The organism is Longispora fulva, assembly GCF_015751905.1.
Lineage (GTDB): Bacteria > Actinomycetota > Actinomycetes > Mycobacteriales > Micromonosporaceae > Longispora > Longispora fulva.
In genome coordinates this window covers 7,320,218-7,345,759 of sequence record NZ_JADOUF010000001.1, presented here as the reverse complement: position 1 = coordinate 7,345,759, position 25,542 = coordinate 7,320,218, and the positions used below count along the sequence as shown (strand labels likewise).

Here is a 25,542-nt window from a genome sequence, read left to right as displayed (position 1 = left end):
CAGCCTTGCGGGCCTTCCTGCGGCACACCAGCGCCGAGGTGACCTCGAAGCCGGTGCTTGATGAAGGTACGGTGCCGAGGGCTCTCACGACCGGACTATCGCGCGTAGGGAAGCGCCGGTCACGGCGCGTCTAGCGTCACGCCTGGAAACCCGTACAGCCGCTGGGAAGCTATGACTGTCCGATGGACCTTTTCGAGGTCGAGGGGGTCACTCCCCACCCTCTGTGACGGTCGGCTCGGTGGCGGTGCGCGTCCGGGCGGGCTGGCGCTTGGCTCGGGCGGGCTGCTCGTCGAGCTGCTCGGCGACCTCGCGGGCGATCAGGAACTCGGCCGACGCACGGTCATACTCGACGATCGCGCCGCGCTGGTGCTGCCCGACCCGGCGCAGGATCTTCACGGTGACGGTGTCGCTCATGGTCTGGTCTCTCCGGGGTGTGGCTCGGCGGGGCGGTAGCGGGATGGTCGAGCGAACCGCGCGGCGGTCGCGCCCTCGCGCGCGCTCTTCTTGGCGTGGTGCCACGAGCAGATTGAGGCGAGGTTTGAAAGGCTGTGGTCCGACCCGCGCCTGATGTGGTCAACCTCGTCGGCCGGTTCGGTACAGCGCTCGTCGTACTCGGTGATCGTGGTGCAGCGGTACCCGTCGCGGACGAGCACGCGGGCGCGGCGGCGCGGCCAGTCCGGCGGTAGCTGCTGGGCCCGGGTAGAGCCTGCCCAACGCCCGGTCACGGGGCCCACCGCACGGCGACGCGCGGGGCGGACCGCGGGGCGGTGCCGGTGAAGTTCGGGGGTGGCGTGGTGCCGACTCCGGCTTGCCCGTAGGCGCTGGCGGTGCCGGTGCCCGACGGGGCTACGTCGCTGGCCACCAGCGGGTGCCAGGTCGAGGCGGCCCGGACACCCGGGGCGGCGCCCTGGGCGAGCAGCCCGAACCAGTAGGCCGGAGCGGTGAACGTGTACGTACCGCCGGACGGCGCCCACAGTTTCGCCCCGGTGCTGCTCGCGTCGGCGAGCCCGAGGTCGGCGAGCTGGGCGGCGGGCTGCCCTGCGGCGGTCGCGCCGTAGATCAGGAAACGGATCGACGCGCCAACCGCGCTGGGCGACACGTCCACCGAGAACTGATCGGCGATGCTGCCAGGGTGCACCAGGAACGGCACGAGGAACAGCTCGCCGAGCGTCAGCGTCATCGACGCGGTGACCGGCCCGACGGGCGGGACGATCGACCAGCGGCCCGGGATCGGGCGCTGTGCGAGGCTGACCAGCGGCAACCGGGCCGGGTCGAGTACCCCGGACACCAGGGCGGCGGCGTCGTGGGTGTGCGCGGCGGCGGCGTACCCGGCGTGGGTGTGCCCGAGCTGGGCGTATCGCGCGTCGTACCGGGTGTCGTGGTCGTGGGCGGCGAGCGCGTAGCCGGGGTGGGTGTGGTCGAGCAGCGGGTACCGGTCGTCGTGCAGGTGCCCGGCGACGGCGTACCCGGCGTGAGCGTGCCCGAGTGCGGCGTACCGCGCGTCGTAGCGGGTGTCGTGGTCGTGCGCGAGGGGCGCGTACCGCTCGTCGTGCAGGTGGGACGTCGGGGCGTAGCCGGGGTGATCGTGGGCGAGGGCCGCGTACCGACTGTCGTGGGTGTGCGCGGCGTCGGCGTAGCCGGGGTGCGCGTGCCCGAGCTGGGCGTACCGCTCGTCGTGAACGTGTCCGGTCGCAGCGTACCCGGTGTGGGTGTGCGCGAGGGGCGCGTACCGGTCGGCCAGGCTGACCGCCCCGGTTCGGTCGTCCACGCTGGTCACTGCCCCGCCCCCGCCGATGGGCACGAGGGGCGCTGGCGGGGGCGGGGGCACGGCGAGCACGTCGCGCAGCTCGTGAGGTCCGCCGGTCGGCACCACGATCGTGTGCCGGTAGGTGCCGGTGGTGGTGTACTCCGTGAGCGCGTAGTGGGTGCCCGCCGGGGTGATCAGGCTGTTCGGGGTGAGGTCGAGCGACCAGCGGCCCGCCGGGTCGGCGTCGACCTGGGCGCGGTGCACGATCGCCCCGTCGGGGAGGTACCCGGCGAGGTTCGGGGAGGCGGTGACCAGCTCGGCGACCACGGTGACCGGGTGCGCGGGCTGTCCGTCAGGTGTGCGGCTGGTGCTGCGAACGTTCGCCATGTCGCCCCGCCTCCCGCCGTCTCTGACGGCCTAGGCGGTAAGCGCTGTGTGTTGCCCGGTGCGGCCGGGCGGGGCGACGGCATGCGAAAGCCCCGGGCCCTGCTGGGCTCCGGGGCTCTCTGGGGTGCAGTGCACCAACCTGGTACCTATCCTCTTCGGTCCAGGTCAGCTGGTCAATGGATCTTGGCTGTGGGGGTCGTTACGAGCAGGTGTTCGACGTCTTCTAGCAGGTAGAACACCTTGCCCGCCTCGCGGTGACGCCGCCAGCGCTGCTCGGACGCGAGGCGGTAGATCGTGCCCAGCGGGCGGCCGGACAACGCGGAGACGTCGGCGGCGGTCAGCGCCGCGACCCGGCTCACGCCGCCATCCCGACCGGGCGGGCGACGGGGGTGACCTTCGCGGCGCGGCGTACCGCCATCCACTGATCACGTGCCCAGCGGTGCGCGGCCGGGTCGAGGTCGCACTCGATGCGGGACCGTTCCGGGCGGTCGACGTGCACCACCCCGACCAGCACGCCGCCGCACTCGGTGAACAGGCATCGCCGCCCGAGCTGGGTCCGCCGGGGCGGGCTGGGATAGGCCGCGCGGTCGGCGGCGTGCACCAGGTCGGCCAGCTCGTCGCACAGGTCCCCGGCGGCCGGGTGCGCGCCCAGCCACCGGAGTTGACCGAGCAGGAAGTCGACCAGGGCGCCCGCTTCCCGCTTCGGTGCGTCGACCCCCCGCTCGTCGACCACCATGCCGGCCCACTCCGCGAGCACCGCGACGATCCGCGACCGGGCCTCGGCGGCGACCAGGTTGAGCGGCAGCCCCGGCGACGACGTGCCCGACACCTTGTCGTGCAGCCCCGTCGCCCGGATCATCGCGGCCTCACAGTCCAGGTACAGCCGGGCGAGGCTGGTGAGGTATTCCTCGGCGCGGTCGCGGCACGTCCAGCACAGCACGTAGCCCGGGGCGGCCGGGCGCGGGTCAAGCGCCGCCTTGTCCTCGGTGCGGGCGCAGCGCGGCGAGCAGCACAGTACGGCGGGGAGGGTCTTCACTCGGTCACGCTCCAAATCTGGATGTAGGCGCCGGTCGTCGGCAGCGCGAGCGGGTGCTCGTCGGGGTAGACCTTCACGGCCGTCAACTCGACGACCTGGGCGTCGTCGTGCCACACCCCGGCGTCGGTGAGGGCGTCGAGGATGGCGCGGGCGAGCTTGTCGACGTCGGGGCGCTTGCTCGGCCATGTCTGGATGCGCTTGGGGGCGCTCTTGGGCTTGGGCACCGTGAGCACGGCCAGGACTTGCACCGGCCCGAGGTGGGGCTCGGTCTGCCCGGACACCCGCAGCGCCTCGCGGGCGGCGGCGGTGACGAGCTGGCGCCACGGCCGGAGTCGGCGCGACGAGTCGACCAGGCGCCCGCCGCCGACGTGCTTGAGGCTGCCTTGCGGGGCGGGGTCGCCGTAGGCGTAGAACGAGGCAATGAGTTCGGACAAGGGGTGTGCCTCCTTAGTACGGCGGGATGAGTTCGGCGGCGACAGCGCGCCATGGAGCGGGGATCACGCCCGCGATGCGCTCGGCCTGCCCGGCGGCGACCAGGCGGCGTAGCAAGTTCTCGGCGGTCTCGACGGACAGCCCCAGCCGGACCGCGACCCCGGTGGTGAGGTCCGGGCCGTGGGCGAGCAGGTGCTCGCGTACCCGGTTCGCGTTGCGGGAGATGTACGGAACCGCGGCCGGAGGGGCAGCCCTCGGCGGCGGTGCGGGCGGCGGGGCCGGGAGCGGTTCCCCGCATCGGTGATCCGCCACTACCGGGCCGGTGAGCCCGGCACGGGTGGCGTCGAGGCGCACCAGCTCGCCGCGCTGGAGCACGTAGGTCGAGCGCCCGCCGAGCAGGGCGGCGAACACCCCGTCGCGGTCGAGGGGCTGCGCGTCGGCGTTGACGGGCACGCCCTCGGCGACCCCGGTGAGGACCAGGGAGCGGCAGCGGCGGCACGGGCCGGGTAGTACCTGGGTGGTGATCATGTGATCGGACATGGCGAACCCCGTGGGTCGGGGGTGCCCGATGGTGACGGTCGCGGCGGGGGTTGTTCTCTCTTATGTGTGCGTGTGAGAACCAATACCGCTGAAACTCAGGCACCATCGGGCACCCGCTATGGATGAGCTGGGGAAAGGCGGGTGCCCGTCGCCTCGAAAATCGGGCACCAGACGGGCACCCGCGAGGGGGTATCGGGCACCCGGCGGCGGCCTGTCCCGGTGCCGTGCGGCCCGGGTGCCCGTTCGGGTGCCCGTTCCGGTGCCGCATCCGGGCTACGCATCGGGCACCCCGTCGAGCAGCGTGACGGCGGTGTAGAAGCGCCGACCGTGCGACCGGGCGACGGTCACCCCGTAGCGCGACCGCAGCTCGCGGCCGAACATCTGCGACGAGATGGCGCGCTCACCCTCCTCGGCGCACCAGGCTTCGTACGCCTGGCGGACCTCGGCGGTGGCGGTGCGCACCAGGTCGCCGCCCCCGATGTGCAACCGGTCGTCCACGAACCGGGCGAGCGAGTCCTCTTCGGCGGCGTAGTCGTCGGTGGCGGCCTTCACGCTGTCGGGGTCGCGCAGCCCCCCGGCGAGGGCGTCGACTGCCCCGGCGACGATCCACGCGAGGATGCCGGGCCCCTCGGTGTCGACCAGGCGGTCGGCGAGACCTTCCTCGCGGCGTTCCTCGGGCACGACCTTCGTGAACGGGATGAGCCGCAACCGGCGCCAGAAGCTCACGCCGCCCGACCGCACGCTCGGCTGGTGGTTGCCCATCAGAAACAGGGTGTGCGACGGCTCGAACGTGAAGTGATCACGGTGCAGGAACCGGGCCGTCAGGGCGTCGCCGCCAGTAAGCAGCTTGATGCGCGCCTCGTCGAACCGGTCGGATTGGTTGACCTCGGAGCAGATCACGAACCGCAGCCCCGCGAGGCGGGCGACCTCGGTTTCGTGCTGCTGGGCGCCGGCCATCAGGAAGTTAGCCGGGGCCGACCCGGCGTAGTCGCCGAGCAGCCGGCGCACCACGTCGAGGAACACCGACTTTCCGTTGCCGCCCGCACCGAACAGGAACGGCAGCACGTGATAGGCCACGCGGCCCGTCGCGGCGTACCCGACCATGCGTTGTACGTACCCGGCGAGGTCCGGGTCGTCCCCGAACGTGTCGGCGAGGAACCGCGACCAACGCTCGACCGGGTGCCCGGCATCGGCGGTGACCAGCGTGGACCGGGTGTGCAGCTCGGCCGGGTTGGCGGGCCGCGTGTTTCCGGTGCGCAGGTCGACCACCCCGCCCGGGGTGCACAGCGCGAACGGGTCGCCGTCGAGCAGCGCCGCCGGGGCGACGAGCCGCCGGTCAGTGCGGGCAAGGGCGATCATCGCGTCGATACCCGCCCTCGACAGCGACCGCGTGCGGTGCTTGCGGGCGGCGTCGTCGTCTGCGGGCAGCGCCCGGACCATGACCCGGGCGCGCTCGATGACCGTCCCGGCGTCGTCCCACGCCCAGCGCCCGCCATCCCACACCAACCACTTGCCGCGCTCGGGCACGTACCGGGTGGTGGCCCCGATGGTGTCGGCGAGCAGGAGGGCGTTTCCGTCGTCGGTGAAGCTGACGGGCAGCGCCCCGGACGCGACCGGCTCGGGGTCCGGCGCAGGTAGGGCGCGGGCGGCGGTGCCGTCGACTAGGGCGAGGCGGCGCTCGACCGGCGCGGCGGGTGCCGCTTCGGTCGAGGGGGCCGCCCTCGGGGTTGGCTGCTCGGGGCTGGCACGGGGTGCCGGGATACGAGCGCCCCGGGTGCCCCGGACAGCGGCGAGGACCGTGCCCGGCAGCGAGAGCGCGGCGGCCGACGCCCCGGCGGTACCGGCAGCGGCGGCGGCCAGGTCGCGGGCTGCGGCCTGCTCGTCACCCCGGTGGTGCAGGTGCGCCCAGACTCGGCCCATCGTGAGGCGCTGCCCCGGGCCGGACGGGAGCCCGGCGGCGTCGCTGTGAACGACGAGCGTCGGGGTGCCGGCGTGGTTGGCGCGGGCGGAGTATGCCGAGGTGGCGTCGGGCCGGCGCCACAGCTCGGCGCCGTCGCGCTCGTGTCCCACAAGGGACCAGCCGAGCGGGCTGAGGATGTCGCCCCACGTGGCGTGTTCGGCGAGCGCGTCGAACGGGCCGAGCCCGCCGCCCGGTGCCCGGAACCGCGAGGCGAGGTCGCGGGCGCGGGGCGCGGTGGGGGCGACGGCGACCGCGACCGGGGCGGGCAGCTCGATCGCGGCGGCAGCGTCGAGCAGCTCGGCGAGGGTGAACGCGCTGCCCTCGGCCTCGACGATCCGGCACGGGCGCGGGTCGTTCGTCTTGCGGTTGACGGTGCCCGGCACGCGCAGCACCCGGGCGAGGTCCCCGACCCCGGTGCCGTAATGCCAGCCGAGGCGGGCAGCGGCAGCCCCGATGATGTGTTGCCACTTGGCGGACAGCGCGCCCAGCTCGTCGAGGTCGCCGTCGATGACGTGCGCCGCGCTGAGGTACCAGATCGGGTACAGCCCGCCGCCGGAGTGAATCCACAGTGTCGGGTCGGGGAGTCCTGATGTGGTGATGATCTGGCGGGCGGCGGTCTCGGTCGGCGGCAGCGGCAGCGACCCGGGCGCCACCTTGTGGCCGGGGCCGGCGATATCCAGGTCGGCCCACAGCGCCGGCAGGCTGGCCGACAGGTTCGCCCCACCGCGCTCGCCCCGGTTCGGGGCGCGGGTGACGGTGGTCATCCGGACGTAGATTCCGGCGCGGCCCTCGGCGTCGAGCTGGGCGGCGTAGTCGGCGGCGTCGGCGAGCCGGTCGGGGGTGAAGGTGCGTCCGGCCCATGCGTCGGTGCCGCAGAGGTGCACCAGCCCCGGGGAGTCGCCGTGTAGCAGCGCGAGCCAGTTCTCTACCTCTTCGCGGTCGAACAAGGCGGGTCACTCCTTCCTGTTGTTGAGTTGTGGTGTGCGACCAGCCGCCGCGTGATCCACTCGGCGACGGGCACGGGCGCGGCGTTGCCGAGCTGGGTGAAGCGCGGCACGTCCCCCTGGGGGTTGCCGTAGCTGGTGGCGGTCCATCCGTCCGGGAAGCCCTGTAGGCGCTCGTACTCGACGGGCACCAGGCGGCGGACGGCGGCGGGACCGGCCACGCGCACGTGACCGGCTAACACGTACTGGTCATTGACTCCGGCCGTTCCGTGACCGCGCGGGCTGCGGCTGGTCTGCAAGGGGCCGACGATCACGGGTTCGGTGTCGCTGCGAGCAGGGCCAGCGCGTCGCGCAGGTCCGGCGGCAGTCGGCGGCCCCGGCGGTCGATACGGCGCAGCGCGCCCGCCGCCGCTTTCGGGCTCAAGTAGTACTGCGGCGGGATCTCCCGCGCCGCGATGGCCGAGAAAGTACAGGCGGCGGCGTCGCTGGGGAACTCCGAAACCTTGAGCGTCGAGTACCCGCCAGGCCAGGCGGTACCCGAGGTCGGCCAGCGACCCGACGACGGTGCCCATGTCCCGCCCGGCGTTGCTGGTGAGCAGCCCGGGGACGTTCTCCAGCAGGAACCAGCCGGGGCGCAGCCCGTCGAGGATGCGCAGCAGCTCGAAGAACAGTCCGGACCGCTCGCCGTCGAGTCCGGCGCGGTTGCCTGCGGTGGACAGGTCTTGGCAGGGCCACCCGGCGGTGAGAAAGCAGTCGGCGGGATCAGGGACGGCTGTTGCCAGGTCACGGGCGGATACCTCACGCACGTCGGACAGCAAGGGAAGGGACGGCAGCCGGTCGGCGAGCACGCCCCGGGCGGCGGGGTCGATCTCCACAGCGAGCGCCGGGGTCAGCCCCGCGCGGGCGGCGGCGAGATCGAACCCGCCGACGCCCGCGAACAGGCTCACGTGATGCAGCGGCACGGCTAGCCCTGGGCGGCGAGCTTCTCGTACAGCGCCCGCTGCCCCGGGCCGAGCTGGGCGAGCAGCGCCTCGGGCACGGCGGCCGGGGCCGGTGCGGCGCTCGCCGCCGGGGCCGGTGCCGGGCTGGTGCTGGCGGGTGCGGTGAACCGGGGGTTCGCCGCGATCCACGCCTCGGCGCGGGCGACCGCGGACGGGTCTGAGGTGGCGTCGGACAGCTCGTAGGGCGGCTTGCCGGTGGCGCCGGGCTTGAGGGTCCCCTGAGCCATGCGCCCGAGGATCGTGTCGCCAAGCTGGCGCTTGAGGCTGCCGACCAGGCGCCCGCCGAACCAGAGCACGTCGTCGAACCGGTGGCCGGGCTGCCCGGTGTCCGGGTCGGTGGCGTCCAGGTCGACGACGGACACGCGCACGGCGTCCTTGTCCCCGAAAGCGGTGGTGATCTGCTCGACGTACTCGACCGGGCGCACGATCAGCAGGTGGCCGAGTACGTCGCGCTCGGCGAGCTTGTCGCCGCCGCTGGCGGCGGGTGCAGCGAAAGACATGGTGTTTCCCCTATTGAGTTGTTGTTCAGTTGTTCCGCCCCGAATGGACGGTCGGGCGGTGGGCTACGGTGCGGATGCTCCGGGGCATCCGGTCGCGTCCGGCGTGCTGCCGGGACGCCAGAACGGGCACCATGTGCACGTCGGCCCGGGTTCAGCCGGGAGGCTCGCGGGGTCAAGCAGCCGGGACAGCTCGGCGACCCCGGCCAGGCGGGCGAGCGCGTCGGCGGCGAGTGCGTCGTCGTACGGCTCGCTCCACACGTGCAGTCCGTCGAGCCACCCGGACCGGGGGTAGCAGGCCAGGGCGACCCGGCGCACCTCGTGCCCGGCGCGGGCCAGCCCGTAGGCGTACAGGTGGATCTGTGTGCGGTACTGGTCGCCCGGCCCGTCGCGCTTGATGGACTTGAGCGAGTCGGCGCCCAACACCTTGTGATCGATCACGGTGCCCGTCTGGGTGTCGAACAGATCGACGGTGCCGCTCATGGTCGGGGTGACGGCGACGCGCTGCTCGATCAGCCAGCGCTCACGGTCAAGCTCGCGGTTGTGCCGGGCGAACGCGTCGGCGAGCCAGGCGTGTACGGCGGTGCCGACGATCGCGGGCCAGGGGTCCGAGCCGGCGTTCACATGTTCGGTGCCCGCCAGCTCGTACCCGACCCGGCGCGCGCACGGGTGCCCGGCGCTGCTCGGGCCGATGCGGCGTTGCCGCGACCGGGGTGCCCCGGCGGAGGCGGCACGCACAACCCCCTGGATCGTCGAGCCGAGCGGGTCGGCCCCGGCAGGTGGGGAGAACAGGCTCACTCGATCGCCTCGCCCTCGACGAGGGAGAACCGGCGGCGTTCGGTGACGTTGGTGCACTGCTCGACCAGTGCCGCCGGACTCAGTAGCCGCAGCTTGGCCATGTCGACCCGGCGCTCGACGTAGCTCGTGTGGCGCACAACCGGGCGGCCGGCGACGGTGCCGACATCGGAGTCGGCGAGCCGGGCCTCGATCACGCGCCGCAGCTCGGCGGCGGCGTCGGCCCAGCGGTCGGCCTCGGCCCGGAACTTGCGGTACGCCTCGACCGTCGCGGCCAGGTCGTCGAGCGCGACGGGCTCGGGCTTGAGTCGGTAGTCGGTCACAGCGCCACCGCCGAACCGAGGTCGGTGAGCACCAGCGACCGGGACCGGCCGTAGTCACGGCGGACGTATCCGCCGTTGGCCAGGCGCCGGAGGTGGTAGTCGGTGGTCGTCGTCGACAGGCCGGTCGAGGCTGCGACCTCGCGCAGGCTCGGCGGGTACCCGTGCGACCGGGTGTACCCGGCGATGGTGGCGAGCACCTCGCGGCGAGTGTCGGTGAGTAGCTCGATCACGTGAGCCCCTCCACTTTGAAGTTGTAACGATCAGGTTTAGATTGAAAACGGCGGACACGGTTCAACTCGCCCGCCGCTTCGCGCGCCTCGGCCCGGCGCGACCGGGCTGCCGACCTGAAGTCGGGCGAGGGCGGCCCGCTGGCGAGGCGGGCTGGTGTTGCGACGCTGTGGAGTTCTCAAAGGTCAGGCGCCCTGGCGGCTTCCTCGAACCTACGTTCGGACCCCAGGACCGTCAACACTTTAAGATCACCTGCCAGCGATTCAAACTGAAAGGCTTAGTGTGGCCGTTCGAGACGCGGCTCACTGTGGACTAGGGGCGGCGGTGTAGAAAGAGCGGTGCGGGAGAGCGACCCGTACATACGGAAGGACACAGACCCATGCTGACCTGGGCGCATGAATGCTGACCCTGGCCGAGCTGATCGCCGAGTATCAACAGCGCCACTCCCCGGAGGCACTGACGGCGACGCTCGGCGGCGACGTGAAGGGGCTGCGCAAGCTCCGCGACGGCGAGAACACTGAGTTCCCGCTACCGGCCACCATTCGGGCGCTCGCCGACGCGCTCGGCGTCACCCAGCTCGGCGCGGTGCGCGCCACGGCGCAGGGGGTCGGCATCGACATGGGGCTCACCGAGACGCCCTGGCGCACACTCGCCGCAGAGTTGCCGCCCGAGGTCGACGAGATACCCGACGCGCTGCTCGGCGCCATCCTCGATCTGACCTGGGAGCTTGTCGCGGTCGGGCTGGGCGTCGCACGGTATGAACCGACCCCCCCGCCCTACGGCGCGCACCCGCCGCCGACGCTCGCGGCGCTGATCGCCACCCTCAGAGCCGGGCGGACGCTCGCCGAGATCGCCCGCGAGGTCGGGGTCAACTCGCCGACGACAGTGCACCGACTCGCCAAGGGCGAGAACTCGGAGTTTCCCCGGGTCGCCACGATCAAGGGCCTCGCCCGCGCACTCGACGTGGCACCCCGTGAGGTCGTCCTCGCCACGGCGGCAAGTCTGGGCTTTCCCGTGTACGAGGGTCCGCAATCGGAGTGGGCCCGGCGGCTACCGCCCGAGGTCGACGAGCTGCCCGAGCCGAGCCGCGAGGCGATCCGGGCGGCGGTGCGCGCGGCGCTGTCACTCACGTACGGGACACCAGCACCCAAGGCGCCCGATAACGTCCGATCCATACTGGACCGACTCGGTAAACCATAGTGCGTCCGTTTGTCGAGCATGTGAACATGTACCGCCCTCAGCCGAACGGGTTGATCTTCTGCCCGTCGTGAAGATTGCGTGTGCAACGACCGTGGCGGGTGGGTCGTTCCTGCGAATCTTCGCCAAGCTGGGGGCGGTCCCGTATGCTCGGGACCTTCGTTCGAACGCTTGTTCGAGCGATCGGCCGGGGTGGTGTGTTTGCGCTGCTCCGGGGACGGAGGATCAGGAAATGGAGCTTTTCAGTCACGACCACTACGACCCGATGCGCGTCGCTGGTGCGCACCGCCGTCACATCCTGTGGGTGCCGGGACTCTCGGCCCACCGGGCGCGCTACGCGCCGAGTGAGGGTGTGTACCTGATGCCGGCCGAGTGCGACTCAGTGACGTTCGTCGACACCCTGACGCACGCGCAGGCGCGCGCCGAGCTGGCCGGCGCTGCGGTCTCGGATCTGGCCACAGCGACCGCGCGGCTCGCCTCGGCGCGGCTCATCCCGCTCGCCGAATTGGCGGTCGCGCTCGTCGCGGGTGGCGGCGGCATCGAAGCGGCGGGGCAGGTGCTCGGCGTGCTGCCGTCCACCGTGCGGGCGCGGGTGGACACGCTCACTCTCCGGGAGCGCCGCACCCTCGACGCACTGACCATTGAGGCTCGACGCGACCGCGGGGGCCGCGTGAGGGCTGAAGAGCATCTATTAGCCGCAAGGTTTGGCGTCCCCCTGGCCGTGTCGTAACCTGAGCGCGGCCCCGGGTGAATTCCAGTCATCCGGGGCCGCTTCGTCAGGTCTACCTAGGCCGCGCGCCGCCAGGTGTCCAGGTCCACCACGTCGGCGCCCTTGGCCGCGACGGGGGCGTCGTACATCCGCTGGCCAGCCAGCAGCCCGCGCAAGCGGTCCTTCTGGGTGTCGACGCCGATGTACGCCATCGTGGTTGAGATCTGGGCGTGCCCGAGCAGGGTTTGCACCATCACGAGCGCGTCGTCGCGGCCGTGGTCGCGCAGCCGCTCATACAATGCCCGCGCCGCCGACCGGCGCAACGTGTGCCCGCCCACCCAATCCAGTTCAGACCCCGAGTAGCCGACCGCGCGGGCGGCGGCCTTGACCGCCTTACCGATCCCAGCCCGCCCTAGCGGCGCAGCAGGGTCGACCGGCCATCCGGGAGTCATCTTGGTAGCGCCCGGCACTCCACGCAGCCCACGGGGCATCTGAGGCGACCCGAGGGTCAGCCGCGCCGGCAGCAGGTACCAGCCCGGCGACAGCTTTGTCACGCCCATCGCCCGCTTGTACCACTGGAAGTAGTCGACCAGCTCGTCGCGCAGCTCGACACACATCGGCATCGTCAACCGCTGGTGAGTCTTCTCGACGAGTAGCTCAACCTCCAGCCGCGCGAAATCGACGCTCTCGATCCGGAGCATCGCAGCCTCAGCGGGCCGGCAACCCAGGTAGGAACCCAGGGCGCACGCCATCCGCTCGACCGGGTGCCGAGCCCCAGCGGCGGCGAACACCTCGGGCAGGCGGACGGCGGGAATTTGAAGCATCTTGCGCGCGGTTGTCTTCTTCGAGTATTTCAACTCGGCGACCGGATTGAAGCTTGGCGACACATACGACCGAGACGACCGCATCCACTCGATGAACATGCCCAGCGACGCGCGGTCGCTGTTGAGGCTGCGCTGCGACTTACCCTTTCGCCGCCCGCCGAGATGCGCGTCGCCCTGTTCGAGATCCTGCAAACACAGATCAACGTGACGAACCGACAAGTCAGTCGAGTTGATGTTCGCCGCAACAGCCAGCAACCGCGACAGGGTGTACCGGCGGTGCCGCCGAGTCGATGCCGCCAGTCGAGAGAACAAGCTCGACGACGTGTACTCGTCGATCGCCTCGGCGAGGGGGATGGAGTAGATCACTGGTACTGCCCTCCGGGTGACATACTCCCGCGCCATCCTGGCCCCCGCTTCCCTATTCAGTTGGATAACCACCCACCTCACACTACATCTAGTACAGATGCTCTAGATCATCACTAGATCTAGTAGTGCGTGGTTGTGTGGATAACTACCCGGCCTGTGGATAACTCGGATAGCGCACGATCAGGCCCTGCGGCGAGCCGTGCAGCGCCGCCACCAGGTCCTCGGCGACCCGGCCGATCACGTCGGCGAGTTCGAGCCCGGCGAGCCAGTCCGCCGGGAGGGCCGCGCCGGAGGCCCCCAGCAGGTTGCCGGCGACCGCCCCGGTCGAGTCCGAGTCCCCGTCGTGGGCCACGGCGAGCAGGAGCGCCGCGCGGGCGTCGGCGGGGTGCGACAGGGCCGAGTACACGGCGATGGCCAGGGTCTCCTCGGCGACCCAGCCTTCACCGAGCCCCGCGAGTACCCGGAAATCAGCGGGTGTGTCCTCAGCGGCCCGGATGGCCGACAGCAGGGCCGCGAGCACCTCCTCACCCCCGGGTGTCGCCGCGACCCGTTCTGTGACCAGGGGCAACGCGGCCCCGAGCGACAGGCCCGCGACGGCGGTGAGATGCACGGCCATGGCCAGCGCCCCGGCCGCGACCCACCCGGACGGGTGGCCGTGGGTGAGAGCCGCCGAGTCGCATCCGACCTGGTAGGCGGTCTCGGGGTCGGCGAGGAACCCGGCCGGCGCGGCGCGCATCACCCCGCCGCAGCCCTTACTGTTGTTCCGGGGCTCCTCGACCGTGCCCGGCTCGGCACGCCGGAGCGCGGACAGGCAGGTCAGCCCGGGCGCGCGCTGGGCCCACAGGTCCCGCTGGCCGAGCAGCCAGCCGTCGGCGGCGTCGAAGAACTCGCGATCCTGGGTCAGCAGCCAGCGCCGGTACGCGGCGAACAGCTCCCCTGTCCGGGGAAGGCCGCCCAGCCGGGCCCTGATCAGCCCCTCCGCCGTGAACAGCGTCATCTGGGTGTCGTCGGAGATGTGCGGCCCGGGGCGCAGGTCGGCGGGCATCGCGGCCCGGGACAGGAACTCCACCGGCTCGCCCAGCGCGTCGCCGAGCGCGCCGCCCAGCAGGGTCGCCCGGGCGGCGGTCACGAGATCATTCACCTAGAGCGGCTCCCAGCCTCCGGGCCGGCGGACGAGCAGGTCTGGACTGAGCAGGTTCTCGTCGCCGGCGAAGAACACCCGGTCGACGGTACGCCGCGCCTTGTCCAGCCCGGACGGCGAGCCCGTGCCCGTCACGACCACCACATCCCGGGCGGGCACCCCGACGGTCAGCTCCCCGGTCACCGACTCGGCGAGCCGGTCCCAGATTCCGTGGTCGGCGGCGAGCAGGCTGGACTCGAGGCCATCGAAGGAGAGCATGAAGGCCGGCGAGGAGCCGTGCACCCGGAGCCGGTCGAGTCTGCGGGCGAGATTGTCGGCCGCCTCGGTGCGCAACCGACAGTGCGTCAGCCCTAATTGATCAACATCTTCCCAGGTCACAGCACGTTCACCATAGGGCGGCCCAAAGGTGTACGCGACGACGAGCCCCGCGCCGAAGTCGTCCGCGACGACGTCGCCAGGATCCTTCGCTCGCCGCAGGAGGGGCAGAAATGTGGTGTGGGTCACCTGCACACGGCGAACCTATCCGGCGTTTCGCCCTTCAGCAATCAACCGAGCAGACCGGTTTCTGACCCTCCCTCCCAGGCGGTAACCTCTGTTCGACGCGCCTGTAGCTCAGTGGATAGAGCATCCGCCTTCTAAGCGGTTGGTCGTAGGTTCGATCCCTACCAGGCGCACCCTCTCGTTCAGGGAAGCCTTCGACCCGGTGTGCCATCTTTCCGACCACCATGTCGCGGGTGTCCGGTTGACGGTCAAGGCCGTCGATCGCGTGGTTCCGCGCGTATCCTGCCCGCCCGCCCCGGATCCAGGCGGCCGCCGCGGTCCGCGACCAGATCGCCGAGCCCGACCGGGGCTCCCCACCGCCCCCGCGTGACCCCTCAACGTCCCAAGATGCGCACATCACCCAAGACACGCTAGTATTCCCGCATATGTCGAGTTTCGACACACTCGTCGGGTAGGGTCTCGGCGTTCACGAACTCTCCGCGACGGCTGCGGTCCCCCCAGCCGTCTGCTTCGTCATGCCCTCCACCGCCGACACAGTGGCGGGGCGGAAAGCAGAGCTGCTCATGTCCACCAACCTCGCCCCCGGGGTTCCCGCGAAACAGATCAGCGTCGTCGAGCACCACTGGGGGGGCTTCCGGTTCACCTCCCAGATCGCCGCGTCACCGACCCCGCAGCTCGCGCCCGTGGTCCTGGTCGGCGGCGCGTTCCAGCGCAAGGAGACCTGGGGTCCACTCGCCAGCGCGATCCTCCCGGTCGCCGACGTGGTGACCGTGGACCTGCCCGGCTGGGGCGACTCCGACACGCTGCCCGACTCCTACGACGGGAGTTTCCTCACCGCGACCCTGCTGCGGGTACTCGACGAGCTGGGCCTCGACCGGGTGAACCTCTTCGGCGGGTCCTACGGCACCTCCATCGTCTACCGGTTCGCGCAGTTCCACCCGCACCGGCTGCACCGGCTGATCCTGCTGGGGGCGATGAGCTGCCTCCCGGACGACCTCCGGGTCCGCCTCGGGCACATGCTCGAACTCGTGCAGGCGGGGCAGATGGCGCAGTTCGCCGCCGAGTCGGTCGCCCTGATGATGTCCCAGGACCCGGACGTGAAGGTGCGTCGGCACGCGGCGATCAACCGGCTGTTGCAGAGCCGGTTCGCGTCGATCACGGACGACGAGGTGGAGAAGTGCTGGGCCAACACGAGCCGGCTGCTGCTGCACGAGTCGATGGACACCAGCATCCCGCCGGGGGTCCCGACTCTGGTGTCCACCGGGGAGCACGACCCGTTCACCACCCCGGAGAGATGTCGGGTCGTCGCGACCACCTGCACGGACGCCTGGTTCACGACGGTGGCTGACGCCGACCACCTGAGCTTCCTCGAGCGCAGTGCCGAGGTCGCCGACATGATGATCCGTTTCTACCAGGGCCAGCCGCTGACCAACCTGCCGTACCTGCGGGTCTCCGAGCGGGTCACGCCCCGGCCGGGCACCCCGGCGATGCGCCAGCCGGCCGAGGAACTCATCAACGCGGGTTGAGTACCTGTACTCATGCCCTGACCTGCCAGAACACCCGAGACTAATGCAATGAACACCCCCTTGCAGGCCAAGAACACCGCAGCGTTCTACGTCCAGTCGATCATCTCGTTCGGGGTATCGCTCGCCGCGATGGCCATCGCCGTGGCCCTGCTGCCGGTGGGTCCGTGGATCCGGTCGTTCCTCGCCCTCGGGCTGCTCTACGTGGTCACGGCGTCTTTCACGCTGGCCAAGTGCGTCCGGGACAAGCAGGAGACGACCGAGGTGGTCAGTCGGGTGGACCAGGCGCGCCTCGACAAGCTGCTCACCGAGCACGACCCGTTCCGCGCCCCGAACAGCCGGACCGCTTGACGGGTACGTCGCCGCCCCGGGACCACACGCCGGTCCCGGGCCGACCTGTCAGGACTCGTAGGCCTTCTTCGGGGCCGGGATCGGGGTGGCCGTGGCCACGGTGAGGTACGGGACCTTCTCCGCGCTCACCTCGTCCACGTCGGTCCGCGGGTCGTACCTGCCGACGACCTCGATCCAGCTGTCCGGGGCCAGCCCGTCAGGCAGAGCCCCACTGAGCCCGATCTTGACGGGGCGGGCGTCGGCGGCGCAGCAGGTGATCCGCATCCTGGCCAGGTACATCCGGTTGTCGGGGCCGGTCATCACGAACCCGGAGAGTTTCACGGTCCGGTCGCTGAGGGTGCGGCCTCCGTCGAACACGGAGCGGCTGGCGTAGTCCAGGACGGATAGGCGGACCGGGTCGCCGGCGGGTAGTGGCGGGTAGTCGGCGTTGGCGGGGGCGGTGCCCAGGGCGGAGCCGGTCCGGTTGGCGGAGAATCCGCCGAGGGCGGGCGGGGCGAGCAGCAGCACGGCGAGCATCGGGACCATGAGCAGCCACGCGGCGTCAAACCGGCCGCCGTGCTCGTGCTCGTGCCCGTCGTGGTCATGGCCCTCGTGGTCATGGCCCTGGTGGGCGGTCTTGCGGAACAGGCCGGCGATCCCGAGGACGGCGATGGCGACCATCGCGCCGCCGGCCAGGTACAGCAGCGGCCACATGCCCTCCTTGACGTAGCGGACGTAGTTCCCGCTGACCGTGGTCTTGAGGATCGCGCCGCCGACCAGCAGCAAGATCACCGACCGGGTGGCCTGTCTCACCACAGCAGCGCTCCTGTTCCGACGGCGACGAGTACGGCGATGACGAAGGTGGTGGGTGCGAACCGCAGCGCGAACCGCCGGCCGAACGCCCCGACCTGCATGGCGAACAGTTTCAGATCGACCATCGGGCCCACGACCAGGAACACCAACCGCGCCGTGAGCGAGAACTGGGTCAACGACGCCGCCACGAACGCGTCAGCCTCCGAACAGATCGACAACACCACAGCCAACACGGCCAGCGCGAGCACAGCCAGCACCGGATTGTCCGCGACAGCCCGCAGCCACGACGGCGGCACGGTCACGTTCAGCGTCGCCGCGGCGAACGCGCCGATCGCCAGGTACCCGCCAGCCTGGGTCATGTCGTGCCGCGCCGCCGCCACGAACGCCATCACCTTGCCCTTACCGGCGTGATCGTGGTGTTTCGGCTGGCGCAGCCAGTCATCGCGGCCGACCCGCAGCCACAACCAGCCCATCAACACCGCAGCCCCCAGGCTCGCGCCGAACCGGGCGAACACCATCGACGGTTGACCAGGGAAGGCCACATACGTCGACACCATCACCACCGGATTGATCGCCGGCGCGGACAACAGGAACGCCAACGCCGCCCCCGGGGTGACGCCTCGGCGGACGAGCGCGCCGGCCACCGGCACCGACGCACACTCACAACCCGGCAGGATGCCGCCAGCGATACCAGCGGCCGGCACGGCCAACATCTTGTTCTTCGGCAAAGCCCTCGTGAAAAACGCCGGCGGCACGAACACCGCAATCGCCGCCGACAACAACGTCCCCAACGCCACAAACGGCATCGCCTGAATCACGATCGAGATGAACACCGTCGACCAACTCTGCAACCGCGGCGTGCCCATCGCCCCCGCGAGCAGCCCCCGGGCCGCGATGGCCGCGACGAGGAGGACGGCCAGGACCTCCACGGAACGCACCGACCAGCGCTTCTTCGCGCGCGGCGGCGCGGCGGCCCGGGGCGCGGTCTCTGTCTGCACAGAGTGAAGGTACTCGTCGAACAACCACCCGAGAAGCCTCTAAACCCCTATAACGGACTTGTTATTCAGGGTACCGGCGACCCGCGGCTACCCTTCACGGCGTGACGACGCCCCCACCGACCCTGGCCATGGTCGACGACACGGCCGGCGTCCTCGCCCACGGCGGCGGGGAGCTGCTGACCGACGCGGAGCTCGCCCGGGCCGGCGCGTACCGGCGCGAGGTCGACCGGGCCGACTACGTGGCCGCGCACGTCCTGGTCCGCCGGTGCGTGGCGGCGCTGCTCGACGTGCCGGCCGGCGACGTGGTGCTCCGGCAGCGCTGCGCGGGCTGCGGGGCCACCGACCACGGCCGCCCGTACGTGCAGGACCGGCCCGAGGTGCACGTGAGCCTGTCGCACACCCGGGGCGCGGTCGCGGCGGCCGCCGGGTGGGCCCCGGTGGGCGTGGACGTGGAGGCGATCGGCCGGCAGCTCGACGACGGCCTGATGGCCAAGGTGCTGTCGGACGGGGAACTCGAGGCGGTCAGGAACGCTGGAGACCCACGCGCGGCGTTCATCCGGCAGTGGGTGCGCAAGGAGGCCCTGATCAAGGTGGGCGCGGCGAGCCTGGGGCGGCTGCGGGACACCGACCTGTCGGGGCTGCCGGCGCACGTGCCGGCCGGTACCCCCGAAAGGGCTCGGTTCGATCCCTGGCACGTGCTGGACTGGCTGGATCCCGCGCACCGCTACGGTTTCGCGGCCGTGAGCACCCACCAGACGAGGCTCGTTACCCCGGCCTGACGGCTCCAAACGTGGCCCCGGCAACAATCTGGTCACGGCCGCGTGTCGCGGTCGCCCACCCGGGCACGAACCGGGACCCTCGGCGGCATGGTGATGGGGCCGACGCACGCAATGTCCGGAGCCGCCGCGTGGTTGGCGGGCTCGTGGGCACTCGGGGAGTGGATGGGTCTGCACCAGCGCCCCGCCGAGCTGGTCGTCGGGGCGGCGGTCTGCGCCGGGGCCGCCCTGCTGCCCGACCTGGACTGCTCGGGCCGGGTCACCGCGAACAAGGGCGGGGCGACCGTGGCCCGCACCTTCGGGGTCGCCTCCCTGTTCCTCGCCGAGTGCGTGGAGAAGTTCGCCCTCGCCGTCTACACGGTTACCCGGGCCAAACACGACCCGAAACGGAAGAACGGCCACCGGACCCTCACCCACACCTGGGTGTTCAACGTGGCCCTCGGCGGCCTGGTCGCGTTCCTCGCCGGGCACTGGGGCAAACCCTTCGTGATCGGGCTGCTGTTCTTCACCCTGGGGCTCGCGATCCGGGGCCTGCTCGCCGACTGGGCCAAGGAGCGCGGCTGGATCGTGGTGACCCTGCTGTCGGCCGGCGCGGCGTACGGCGCGTGGTTGTGGCTGCCCGCCGACCGGGGCTATCCGCTGCTCGGGCTCGCGATCGCGTTCGGCGGCGTCATCCACACCCTCGGCGACATGATCACCCGGGCCGGCTGTCCGGTGCTGTGGCCGCTGCCCCTGGCCGGTCGGGTGTGGCGGGAGATAGGCGTACCGAATTTTATGGCCGTTCAGGTGAACGGGGGCTTCGAACGGGGCTTCCTCCGCCCGTTTTTTGTGATTGTGGCCGGACTGGCCGGAATTCTGCTGGCGGTGCCCGACATCCTCGACCACCTGCGATGATGTGCCCATGTGGGTCAAGGACATCCTCGGCGACGCCTACGAGGCGCGCACGCTGCCGCTGCCGGACGACGAGCACGGCGAGCTGGTGGCGACTCTCGTGCGCCGCAGGGCCGGACAGTCGACCCGTGCCGTGCTGTACGTCCACGGGTACAACGACTACTTCTTCCAGACCCACCTGGCCGACTTCTTCGTCAGCCTCGGCTACACCTTCTATGCGCTCGACCTGAGGCGCAGCGGGCGCAGTCTCCGCCCCGGCCAGACACCGTCGATGGTGGACAGCGTGTCGGAGTACTTCACGGAGCTCGACGAGGCCGCCCGGATCATCCGCGAGGAGGACGGCCACGACATCCTGGTCGTCAACGCGCACTCCACCGGCGGCCTGACCACCTCGCTGTGGGCGCACAAGCTGCAGGGCACCGGCATCATCACGGCGCTCACCCTGAACAGCCCGTTCTTCGACCTCAACGCGAACTGGTTCCTGCGCAGGGTCGCGCCCGTCGTGCTGGCCCCGGTGGGCCGCCGGCAGCCGATGCGGGTGGTGCCGGCCGGCCTGAGCACGGTCTACGGCGACAGCCTGCACATCGACCGCAAGGGCAGCTGGCGGTTCGACACCGCGTGGAAGCCGCTGGAGGGCATCCCGACCCGGCTCGGCTGGCTCGTCGCGATCACGCACGCCCAGCGCCGGCTCCGCAAGGGCCTCAACATCGACATCCCGGTACTCGTGACGGCGTCCACCGCGAGCTACAAGAGTCCGGAGTGGAGCGACGACGCCACCCGGATGGACGCTGTCCTCGACGTGGAGCACATCGCGGAGTTCGCCCGCGCGCTCGGCCCGGACGTCACCTTCATCGAGGTTCCTGACGGCCTGCACGACCTGGCCCTGTCGGCGGAGGAGGCCCGCCAGCTCTACTTCGACACCCTGCAGGAGTGGCTGAACGCGCACGTAGGGTAGTCGCGCGGAGCCTAGACCCTGCCCTGAGCTGCGGTTCATCGGGGTAGGGTCCTCGTCTGGCTCGTCACTCAGGGTTGCGATGCCCCGGATCCCCGGTAGCGTCAGTCCGGTCCGGGAGTCAGCCACCCATTGATGGGGAGCGCCGGACGGGCCGCCGAGTCATCGTGACCGGTGAGCCGGGGAACCATCGCGGAGGGTGCGACTCCCTCCGCCGGGGTGAATCCGCGCAGTGCGCGGTAGGGCGCACATTTCTTCCCGTCCGAACCCGTCAGCTAACCCGGTAGGCGGTGTGCTGCCCGTGTAGGCAGACGAGGGAAGAGAGTCCTCCTTGGCACCGAATACCGTGCCGGGGCTGCTGCGCGCCGCGCTCACTGTTGTGGGCGTCTCCGTGCTGGCCGTCGCCGGACCATTGACCGCTGCGCACGCCGATCCCGGCGCCGACAGCACGATCGACCAGAACACCCGCGAGGTCGCCCAGATCTCCGGTGAGTACGACAAGGTGCACGCGGCACTCGCCAGCACCCGGCTGATCGCCGACACGGTCGCCGCGAAGCTCGCGCCCCTGGCCGCGACGGCCGACCCGCTCGGTTTCACCCTCAAGCCGGCCCCGTTCGCCACTCCGGCCCCCAGCCGTCCCGCGCCCGAGAGCGTGCAGGACATGGCCAGCGCCCGGGGCGAACTCGACGCCGAGAAGACCCGCCTGGACGCCCTGATCGCCGGGCAGACCCAGCAGGAGACAGCCCTGGCCGCGAAGAAGGCCATGGTCGAGGCCGCGACGGCCGCGCTCGTCAAGGAGCGCCAGGAGGCCACGGCCGCCGCCGAGCGGGCCAGCCGGTCCACCTCCTCGGGCTCGGGCTCCTCGGGCTCGAACACCCCGCCGCCGAACGTCTCCGGCAAGGCTGGCGTCGCCGTGCAGTTCGCCTACGCGCAGCTCGGCAAGCCGTACGTCTTCGGCGCGGCGGGCCCCGGCTCCTACGACTGCTCCGGCCTGACCATGGCCGCGTGGGGCGCGGCGGGCGTCGGCATCGGCGGACACCTGACCAACTCGCAGTGGGCCGCCACCACCCGGATCGACCGCGGTGAACTGCAGCCGGGTGACCTGGTGTTCTTCTACGGCCTCGGCCACGTGGGCATCTACGTGGGCAACAACCAGGTCATCCACGCGCCCCAGCCGGGCGAGTCGGTGAAGCTCTCCAACGTCGACGACATGGGCGGCTACGACGGCGCTGGCCGCGTCAGCGCGTAACCCCGCAATACGATGAAAACAGCTCATCACCTTGGGTGGTGGGCTGTTTTCATTGCGTAGTAGGCATTTCCCGAAGGTGGCATGCGTTTAACAAGGCGGGTAACGTGGGCGCGGCTTGTCGCCTATGAAAGGGTCGTGCTGCGTTGACCACCGTCAGCCGGAAACCCCTCCGCGTGTTGGCCATCGGCTGCGTCATCGCCGTCGCCGCCACCCTGGGTGCGGCACCAGCACAGGCCGAGCCCACCCCGCAGGAGCTCAACGCCCAGATCGACAAGGCGTCCGAGGAGCTCGAGAAGGTCATCGAGTCCTACAACAAGGTGAACGAGCAGCTCAAGGCGACCCGGGTGGCCGTGGACAAGCTGAACCTCCAGCTCAAGCCGGCCCAGGACAAAGTGGACGCCGCGCGGGGCCGGATCGGCCAGGTGGCCGCCGCCGCGTACAAGGGCCAGAGCGTGTCCTCGATGAGCGCCCTGCTCAGCTCGCAGAACCCGACGGCGCTCATGGAACAGCTGACGGTCCTCGACCAGTTCGCGTACGGGCAGCAGAAGGAAATCGCGGCTTACAACCAGGCCAAGTCCGCCTACGACGGCGAGAAGACCAAACTCGACGGCGTCCTCAACGAGCAGACGGCCCAGGAGAAGGAGCTCGCCACCCAGAAGGCGAAGATCCAGGAGGATCTGAAGAAGCTCCAGGACCAGCGCCAGAAGGCCGGCCAGGGCTCGGGTAGCTCAGCGGGCCTCCCGGCGCCCCACCTGCCGGGCACGGCGGGCAAGGCCGTCGACTTCGCATACGGCGCGGTCGGCAAGCCCTACATCTTCGCCGCCGAGGGCCCCAACGGCTACGACTGCTCGGGCCTCACCCTCGCCTCCTGGAAGGTCGCCGGCGTCTCCCTGCCGCACAACGCCGCCATGCAGTGGGACGCCACGGCCCACATCCAGCGCGCCGACCTCCAGCCCGGCGACCTGGTCTTCTCCAACGGCCTCGGCCACGTGGCGCTCTACGTGGGCAACAACCAGGTGATCCACGCCCCGCAGCCGGGCCAGAACGTCCAGCTGGCGAGCATCAACCAGATCGGCGGCCTCTACGGCTACGGCCGCGTGCGCGCTTGAGTGAGGACCCGCTGAGGACGACGCTTGCCAGCCCCGCCCTCAGCGGGCCACTTCGCCTTAGATCAAAACCTTTTAGACCATTATTTTTTACGGCGCGTCACTGATCCTGGTTCCAGCGGTGAATCCCGGGTGCGGGGTGGCTGGTCGGTGGCTACGGTCAGACGGTGTCCGACCTGATCCCCGCGTCCGTCGTGGCCGACGCCGTCGGCAGCCCGGCAGCCGTCGTCGTGTCCTGTGCCGCCGAGCCGATCCCGGGCAGCTCCGGGGCGGCCACCGCCGGGGTCACCCGGCTCGTCGGCCGGGCCGCCGTCAACGGCCGGGAGCGACCCTTCACGCTGATCCGCAAGCAGTTCCGGCCCGTGACCACCGGCCGGCACGCGGAGGCGGCCACCGACCCCCGACACTGGGCATACTGGCGCCGCGAACCCCTCGCCTACCAGGCGGCGCTGACCGGAGGCCCGGTATCCGCCCTGCCCACCGGCCCCGGTCTGACGTCCCCGCCCTGCTACGGCGTCCTCGACGACGTGGTCTACCTCCAGGACGTCACCGGCCCTGCCGAGTCCCCCCGGCTCGCCGCGGCCCGGCTGGGCGAGTGGCAGGCCACGGCCACGGTCCCGGCCGTACCGTGGCTGGCCGGGCACCAGCTCGCCCAGCGGATCGCGGTCAGCGACCTGGACTGGACCCGGGTCGACGCCCGCCCCTGGCTGGCCGCGCTCTGGGCCCGACGGCACGACCTACTCGCCGAGCTGCGCGGCGTCCCCGGGGTCCTCAGCCACGGCGACTTCCACGCCGGCAACCTGATCGCGGCCGGCGGTGCCACCGTGGTGCTGGACTGGGGCACCCTGGGCACCGGCCCGGCCGGCGCGGACCTCGCCCACCTGGCCCTGAGCACGATGGATGACACCCTGGTCGACGCGTACCTGACCGGTGCCGCCGGTCGCCTCGACCCGCGAGAGGTCCTGCTGGGCTACCGCACGACCCTGGCGCTGACCGGCGCGAGCCGGATCCACTGGATGCTGTCGGCCGGTATCCCGGTGCCTCCCGGCTACGAGGACCTCGTCCGCCCCGCCGACCCGCACCCGGGACGCTAGCGGGCTTCGTCCCGTCAGGCGGCGACCGGCGCCGTTGCGGTGAGGTCCAGCTCGCCGACGACCTGGTCGCCGCTGAGTTCGCCGGTGGGGCGGAAGCCCAGTCCCAGGTAGAAGCCCTCGGGGCCGCCCTCGCCGGGCGCCCAGGTCACAGTCGCCCGGGTTCCGCCCCGGCGGCGGATCTCGGCACACACGGCCTCGACGGCGAACCGGCCGTACCCCCGGCCCTGCTGGTCCGCCCCGATGTTCAGCCGCCAGAGGCCGGAGCGGAGCAGCTCGGGCGGGTCGGTGTCGGAGAAGTGGACGTCGAGGAAGGCCATCACGAAGCCGACCGGCTGGTCCCCGTCGAGGATCAGCCGGGGCCAGGCCATCTCCGGGTGCACGTACGCCTCCGCGAGGGAGCGCGCGACCGACTCCACGAACCGGTCCTGATCGGGCCGGACCGCCACCGCGCAGGCGGCGTCGATGTTGTCCGGGGTGACCGCCACAAGGCGCAGTGCTGACGTCATCCGGGCACCCTACCCAGCCCCGCAGGGCCGGTCGACCGGGATTCGGCCCCGACCTGGCCGACCAACCGGGCACGGGGCTCCGCGCACGGCCCCCAGCGGTTAGTCTTCGCGACGTCGCACCAGGGCCGGTCGGGGGAGTTGCATGTCAGACGGTGAGCTGGGCAAGCTCGAGTACGAGGCCTGGGCCGACGGCACCGCCGTCGTGTTCCTGCACCCCCTGTCGGGGGACCGGTCCGCACCGCCGATCCCGCTCGATCCGGAGATACGGCGGACGATCAAGGGGATGTTCCGGGTCGGCCTGGTGCTGACGGCGCTGGCCGTCACGGCTCTGGTGGTGGGCATCCGGCTGATCGCGGACGGCTCGGTCACGTCGGGCATCGTGACGGGCGTCGTGGCGGTGCTCCTCCTCTTCCTGGGACTGATCATGCTCGCCATGCGGCTGTCCGCCCGGTTCCACAGAGGGGAGCACGTCCTGCTGTCCCGGGCCGCCGCGGCCGCGTTCACGCTCGCGTTCCTCGAGGAGCGCAGGGCGCTCGACCCGGACCCCGACCCGGCGGTGATCGAGGCCGGCCGGGAGCGTCTCTGGGCGCTGGCCGTCGAACTCAGCCGCCGCCCCGGGCCCGCCGACGGCATCCCGCCGTCCGGGGACACCGCCGACCCGGGCTAGCCCCAGGCA

General features: G+C 71.4%; 29 protein-coding genes, 1 tRNA gene and 1 riboswitch. Of the genes, 12 read left to right on the top strand and 18 right to left on the bottom strand.

Annotated features, from left to right (window positions below; all coding sequences use genetic code 11):
- Nucleotides 1–207: 207 nt before the first annotated feature.
- From IW245_RS33965 to IW245_RS33910, 12 genes are all read right to left on the bottom strand, one after another.
- Nucleotides 208–414, bottom strand: a complete 207-nt coding sequence (locus IW245_RS33965) for a hypothetical protein (protein ID WP_197007197.1) — start codon at nucleotides 412–414, stop codon at nucleotides 208–210.
- 307 nt (nucleotides 415–721) lie between these two features.
- Nucleotides 722–2,134, bottom strand: a complete 1,413-nt coding sequence (locus IW245_RS33960; protein WP_197007196.1) for a hypothetical protein — start codon at nucleotides 2,132–2,134, stop codon at nucleotides 722–724.
- A gap of 173 nt (nucleotides 2,135–2,307) precedes the next feature.
- A complete protein-coding gene (locus IW245_RS33955) occupies nucleotides 2,308–2,493 on the bottom strand; it encodes a hypothetical protein (RefSeq protein ID WP_197007195.1) in 186 nt (61 codons plus the stop codon).
- Nucleotides 2,490–3,170, bottom strand: a complete 681-nt coding sequence (locus tag IW245_RS33950) for a hypothetical protein (RefSeq protein ID WP_197007194.1) — start codon at nucleotides 3,168–3,170, stop codon at nucleotides 2,490–2,492. Before IW245_RS33950 ends, IW245_RS33955 begins: the two co-directional genes overlap by 4 nt.
- Entirely contained in the window at nucleotides 3,167–3,604 is a 438-nt protein-coding gene (locus IW245_RS33945) for a RusA family crossover junction endodeoxyribonuclease (RefSeq protein WP_197007193.1), read from the bottom strand. Before IW245_RS33945 ends, IW245_RS33950 begins: the two co-directional genes overlap by 4 nt.
- 13 nt (nucleotides 3,605–3,617) lie before the next feature.
- Complete coding sequence (locus IW245_RS33940; protein ID WP_197007192.1) at nucleotides 3,618–4,142, bottom strand: hypothetical protein; 525 nt, start codon at nucleotides 4,140–4,142, stop codon at nucleotides 3,618–3,620.
- Nucleotides 4,143–4,415: 273 nt separating this feature from the next.
- Nucleotides 4,416–7,049 (bottom strand): phage/plasmid primase, P4 family, encoded by a 2,634-nt coding sequence (locus IW245_RS33935; protein WP_197007191.1) that lies wholly within the window; start codon nucleotides 7,047–7,049, stop codon nucleotides 4,416–4,418.
- Nucleotides 7,028–7,993, bottom strand: coding sequence for a DNA cytosine methyltransferase (locus IW245_RS33930; protein WP_197007190.1), 966 nt, complete (start codon nucleotides 7,991–7,993; stop codon nucleotides 7,028–7,030). Before IW245_RS33930 ends, IW245_RS33935 begins: the two co-directional genes overlap by 22 nt.
- 17 nt (nucleotides 7,994–8,010) lie before the next feature.
- The gene (locus IW245_RS33925) at nucleotides 8,011–8,547 is read right to left on the bottom strand and encodes a hypothetical protein (protein ID WP_197007189.1); all 537 of its coding nucleotides are present in this window, start codon (nucleotides 8,545–8,547) and stop codon (nucleotides 8,011–8,013) included.
- A gap of 63 nt (nucleotides 8,548–8,610) precedes the next feature.
- Entirely contained in the window at nucleotides 8,611–9,342 is a 732-nt protein-coding gene (locus IW245_RS33920; RefSeq protein ID WP_197007188.1) for a PD-(D/E)XK nuclease family protein, read from the bottom strand.
- Complete coding sequence (locus IW245_RS33915) at nucleotides 9,339–9,662, bottom strand: hypothetical protein (protein WP_197007187.1); 324 nt, start codon at nucleotides 9,660–9,662, stop codon at nucleotides 9,339–9,341. Before IW245_RS33915 ends, IW245_RS33920 begins: the two co-directional genes overlap by 4 nt.
- Nucleotides 9,659–9,892: a LexA family protein gene (locus IW245_RS33910; protein ID WP_197007186.1), complete on the bottom strand. Its 234-nt coding sequence runs from the start codon at nucleotides 9,890–9,892 to the stop codon at nucleotides 9,659–9,661. Before IW245_RS33910 ends, IW245_RS33915 begins: the two co-directional genes overlap by 4 nt.
- Before the next feature lie 397 nt (nucleotides 9,893–10,289).
- Between IW245_RS33910 and IW245_RS33905 the strand changes: the two genes are divergently transcribed.
- Together IW245_RS33905 and IW245_RS33900 are read left to right on the top strand one after the other, a co-directional pair.
- Nucleotides 10,290–11,090 carry a helix-turn-helix domain-containing protein gene (locus tag IW245_RS33905; protein ID WP_197007185.1) on the top strand — a complete coding sequence of 267 codons (801 nt, stop codon included), beginning with the start codon at nucleotides 10,290–10,292 and terminating at the stop codon, nucleotides 11,088–11,090.
- 229 nt (nucleotides 11,091–11,319) lie between these two features.
- Nucleotides 11,320–11,817 (top strand): hypothetical protein, encoded by a 498-nt coding sequence (locus IW245_RS33900; RefSeq protein WP_197007184.1) that lies wholly within the window; start codon nucleotides 11,320–11,322, stop codon nucleotides 11,815–11,817.
- Between the two features lie 56 nt (nucleotides 11,818–11,873).
- Here IW245_RS33900 and IW245_RS33895 read toward each other — a convergent pair whose 3' ends face one another.
- The 3 genes from IW245_RS33895 to IW245_RS33885 all read right to left on the bottom strand — a co-directional run bounded on the left by IW245_RS33895 (nucleotide 11,874) and on the right by IW245_RS33885 (nucleotide 14,637).
- On the bottom strand, nucleotides 11,874–12,986 hold the full coding sequence (locus tag IW245_RS33895) for a tyrosine-type recombinase/integrase (RefSeq protein ID WP_307788937.1): 1,113 nt from the start codon (nucleotides 12,984–12,986) through the stop codon (nucleotides 11,874–11,876).
- Between the two features lie 145 nt (nucleotides 12,987–13,131).
- Entirely contained in the window at nucleotides 13,132–14,127 is a 996-nt protein-coding gene (locus IW245_RS33890) for an ADP-ribosylglycohydrolase family protein (protein WP_197007183.1), read from the bottom strand.
- Nucleotides 14,128–14,637 carry a DUF1444 domain-containing protein gene (locus IW245_RS33885; RefSeq protein WP_197007182.1) on the bottom strand — a complete coding sequence of 170 codons (510 nt, stop codon included), beginning with the start codon at nucleotides 14,635–14,637 and terminating at the stop codon, nucleotides 14,128–14,130. It lies immediately after the preceding gene.
- Between the two features lie 91 nt (nucleotides 14,638–14,728).
- Here IW245_RS33885 and IW245_RS33880 point away from each other — a divergent pair.
- The 3 genes from IW245_RS33880 to IW245_RS33870 all read left to right on the top strand — a co-directional run bounded on the left by IW245_RS33880 (nucleotide 14,729) and on the right by IW245_RS33870 (nucleotide 16,502).
- A tRNA-Arg gene (locus IW245_RS33880) sits at nucleotides 14,729–14,801 on the top strand.
- A gap of 390 nt (nucleotides 14,802–15,191) precedes the next feature.
- Nucleotides 15,192–16,154 (top strand): alpha/beta fold hydrolase, encoded by a 963-nt coding sequence (locus tag IW245_RS33875; RefSeq protein ID WP_197007181.1) that lies wholly within the window; start codon nucleotides 15,192–15,194, stop codon nucleotides 16,152–16,154.
- Nucleotides 16,155–16,202: 48 nt separating this feature from the next.
- A complete protein-coding gene (locus IW245_RS33870) occupies nucleotides 16,203–16,502 on the top strand; it encodes a YiaA/YiaB family inner membrane protein (RefSeq protein WP_197007180.1) in 300 nt (99 codons plus the stop codon).
- Nucleotides 16,503–16,550: 48 nt separating this feature from the next.
- On the opposite strand, the gene IW245_RS33865 is transcribed toward IW245_RS33870, so the two are convergent.
- Both IW245_RS33865 and IW245_RS33860 read right to left on the bottom strand, forming a co-directional pair.
- Nucleotides 16,551–17,297, bottom strand: coding sequence for a TIGR03943 family putative permease subunit (locus IW245_RS33865; protein ID WP_197007179.1), 747 nt, complete (start codon nucleotides 17,295–17,297; stop codon nucleotides 16,551–16,553).
- Nucleotides 17,291–18,292 carry a permease gene (locus IW245_RS33860; RefSeq protein ID WP_307788936.1) on the bottom strand — a complete coding sequence of 334 codons (1,002 nt, stop codon included), beginning with the start codon at nucleotides 18,290–18,292 and terminating at the stop codon, nucleotides 17,291–17,293. Before IW245_RS33860 ends, IW245_RS33865 begins: the two co-directional genes overlap by 7 nt.
- A gap of 101 nt (nucleotides 18,293–18,393) precedes the next feature.
- Here IW245_RS33860 and IW245_RS41870 point away from each other — a divergent pair, with 101 nt between their 5' ends.
- The 6 genes from IW245_RS41870 to IW245_RS33830 all read left to right on the top strand — a co-directional run bounded on the left by IW245_RS41870 (nucleotide 18,394) and on the right by IW245_RS33830 (nucleotide 24,360).
- Nucleotides 18,394–19,071, top strand: a complete 678-nt coding sequence (locus tag IW245_RS41870) for a 4'-phosphopantetheinyl transferase family protein (RefSeq protein WP_197007178.1) — start codon at nucleotides 18,394–18,396, stop codon at nucleotides 19,069–19,071.
- Nucleotides 19,072–19,161: 90 nt separating this feature from the next.
- The gene (locus IW245_RS33850) at nucleotides 19,162–19,962 is read left to right on the top strand and encodes a metal-dependent hydrolase (protein WP_197008814.1); all 801 of its coding nucleotides are present in this window, start codon (nucleotides 19,162–19,164) and stop codon (nucleotides 19,960–19,962) included.
- 7 nt (nucleotides 19,963–19,969) lie between these two features.
- Nucleotides 19,970–20,914 carry an alpha/beta hydrolase gene (locus IW245_RS33845; protein ID WP_197007177.1) on the top strand — a complete coding sequence of 315 codons (945 nt, stop codon included), beginning with the start codon at nucleotides 19,970–19,972 and terminating at the stop codon, nucleotides 20,912–20,914.
- Nucleotides 20,915–21,066: 152 nt separating this feature from the next.
- Nucleotides 21,067–21,201: riboswitch (cyclic di-AMP (ydaO/yuaA leader) on the top strand.
- A gap of 41 nt (nucleotides 21,202–21,242) precedes the next feature.
- Nucleotides 21,243–22,160 carry a C40 family peptidase gene (locus tag IW245_RS33840; protein ID WP_197007176.1) on the top strand — a complete coding sequence of 306 codons (918 nt, stop codon included), beginning with the start codon at nucleotides 21,243–21,245 and terminating at the stop codon, nucleotides 22,158–22,160.
- 143 nt (nucleotides 22,161–22,303) lie between these two features.
- Nucleotides 22,304–23,269 (top strand): C40 family peptidase, encoded by a 966-nt coding sequence (locus IW245_RS33835; protein WP_197007175.1) that lies wholly within the window; start codon nucleotides 22,304–22,306, stop codon nucleotides 23,267–23,269.
- A 164-nt stretch (nucleotides 23,270–23,433) separates the two neighbouring features.
- Complete coding sequence (locus IW245_RS33830; protein WP_197007174.1) at nucleotides 23,434–24,360, top strand: aminoglycoside phosphotransferase family protein; 927 nt, start codon at nucleotides 23,434–23,436, stop codon at nucleotides 24,358–24,360.
- A gap of 14 nt (nucleotides 24,361–24,374) precedes the next feature.
- On the opposite strand, the gene IW245_RS33825 is transcribed toward IW245_RS33830, so the two are convergent.
- Nucleotides 24,375–24,866: a GNAT family N-acetyltransferase gene (locus IW245_RS33825; RefSeq protein ID WP_197007173.1), complete on the bottom strand. Its 492-nt coding sequence runs from the start codon at nucleotides 24,864–24,866 to the stop codon at nucleotides 24,375–24,377.
- 142 nt (nucleotides 24,867–25,008) lie between these two features.
- Between IW245_RS33825 and IW245_RS33820 the strand changes: the two genes are divergently transcribed.
- On the top strand, nucleotides 25,009–25,533 hold the full coding sequence (locus IW245_RS33820) for a hypothetical protein (RefSeq protein ID WP_197007172.1): 525 nt from the start codon (nucleotides 25,009–25,011) through the stop codon (nucleotides 25,531–25,533).
- Nucleotides 25,534–25,542: the final 9 nt, after the last annotated feature.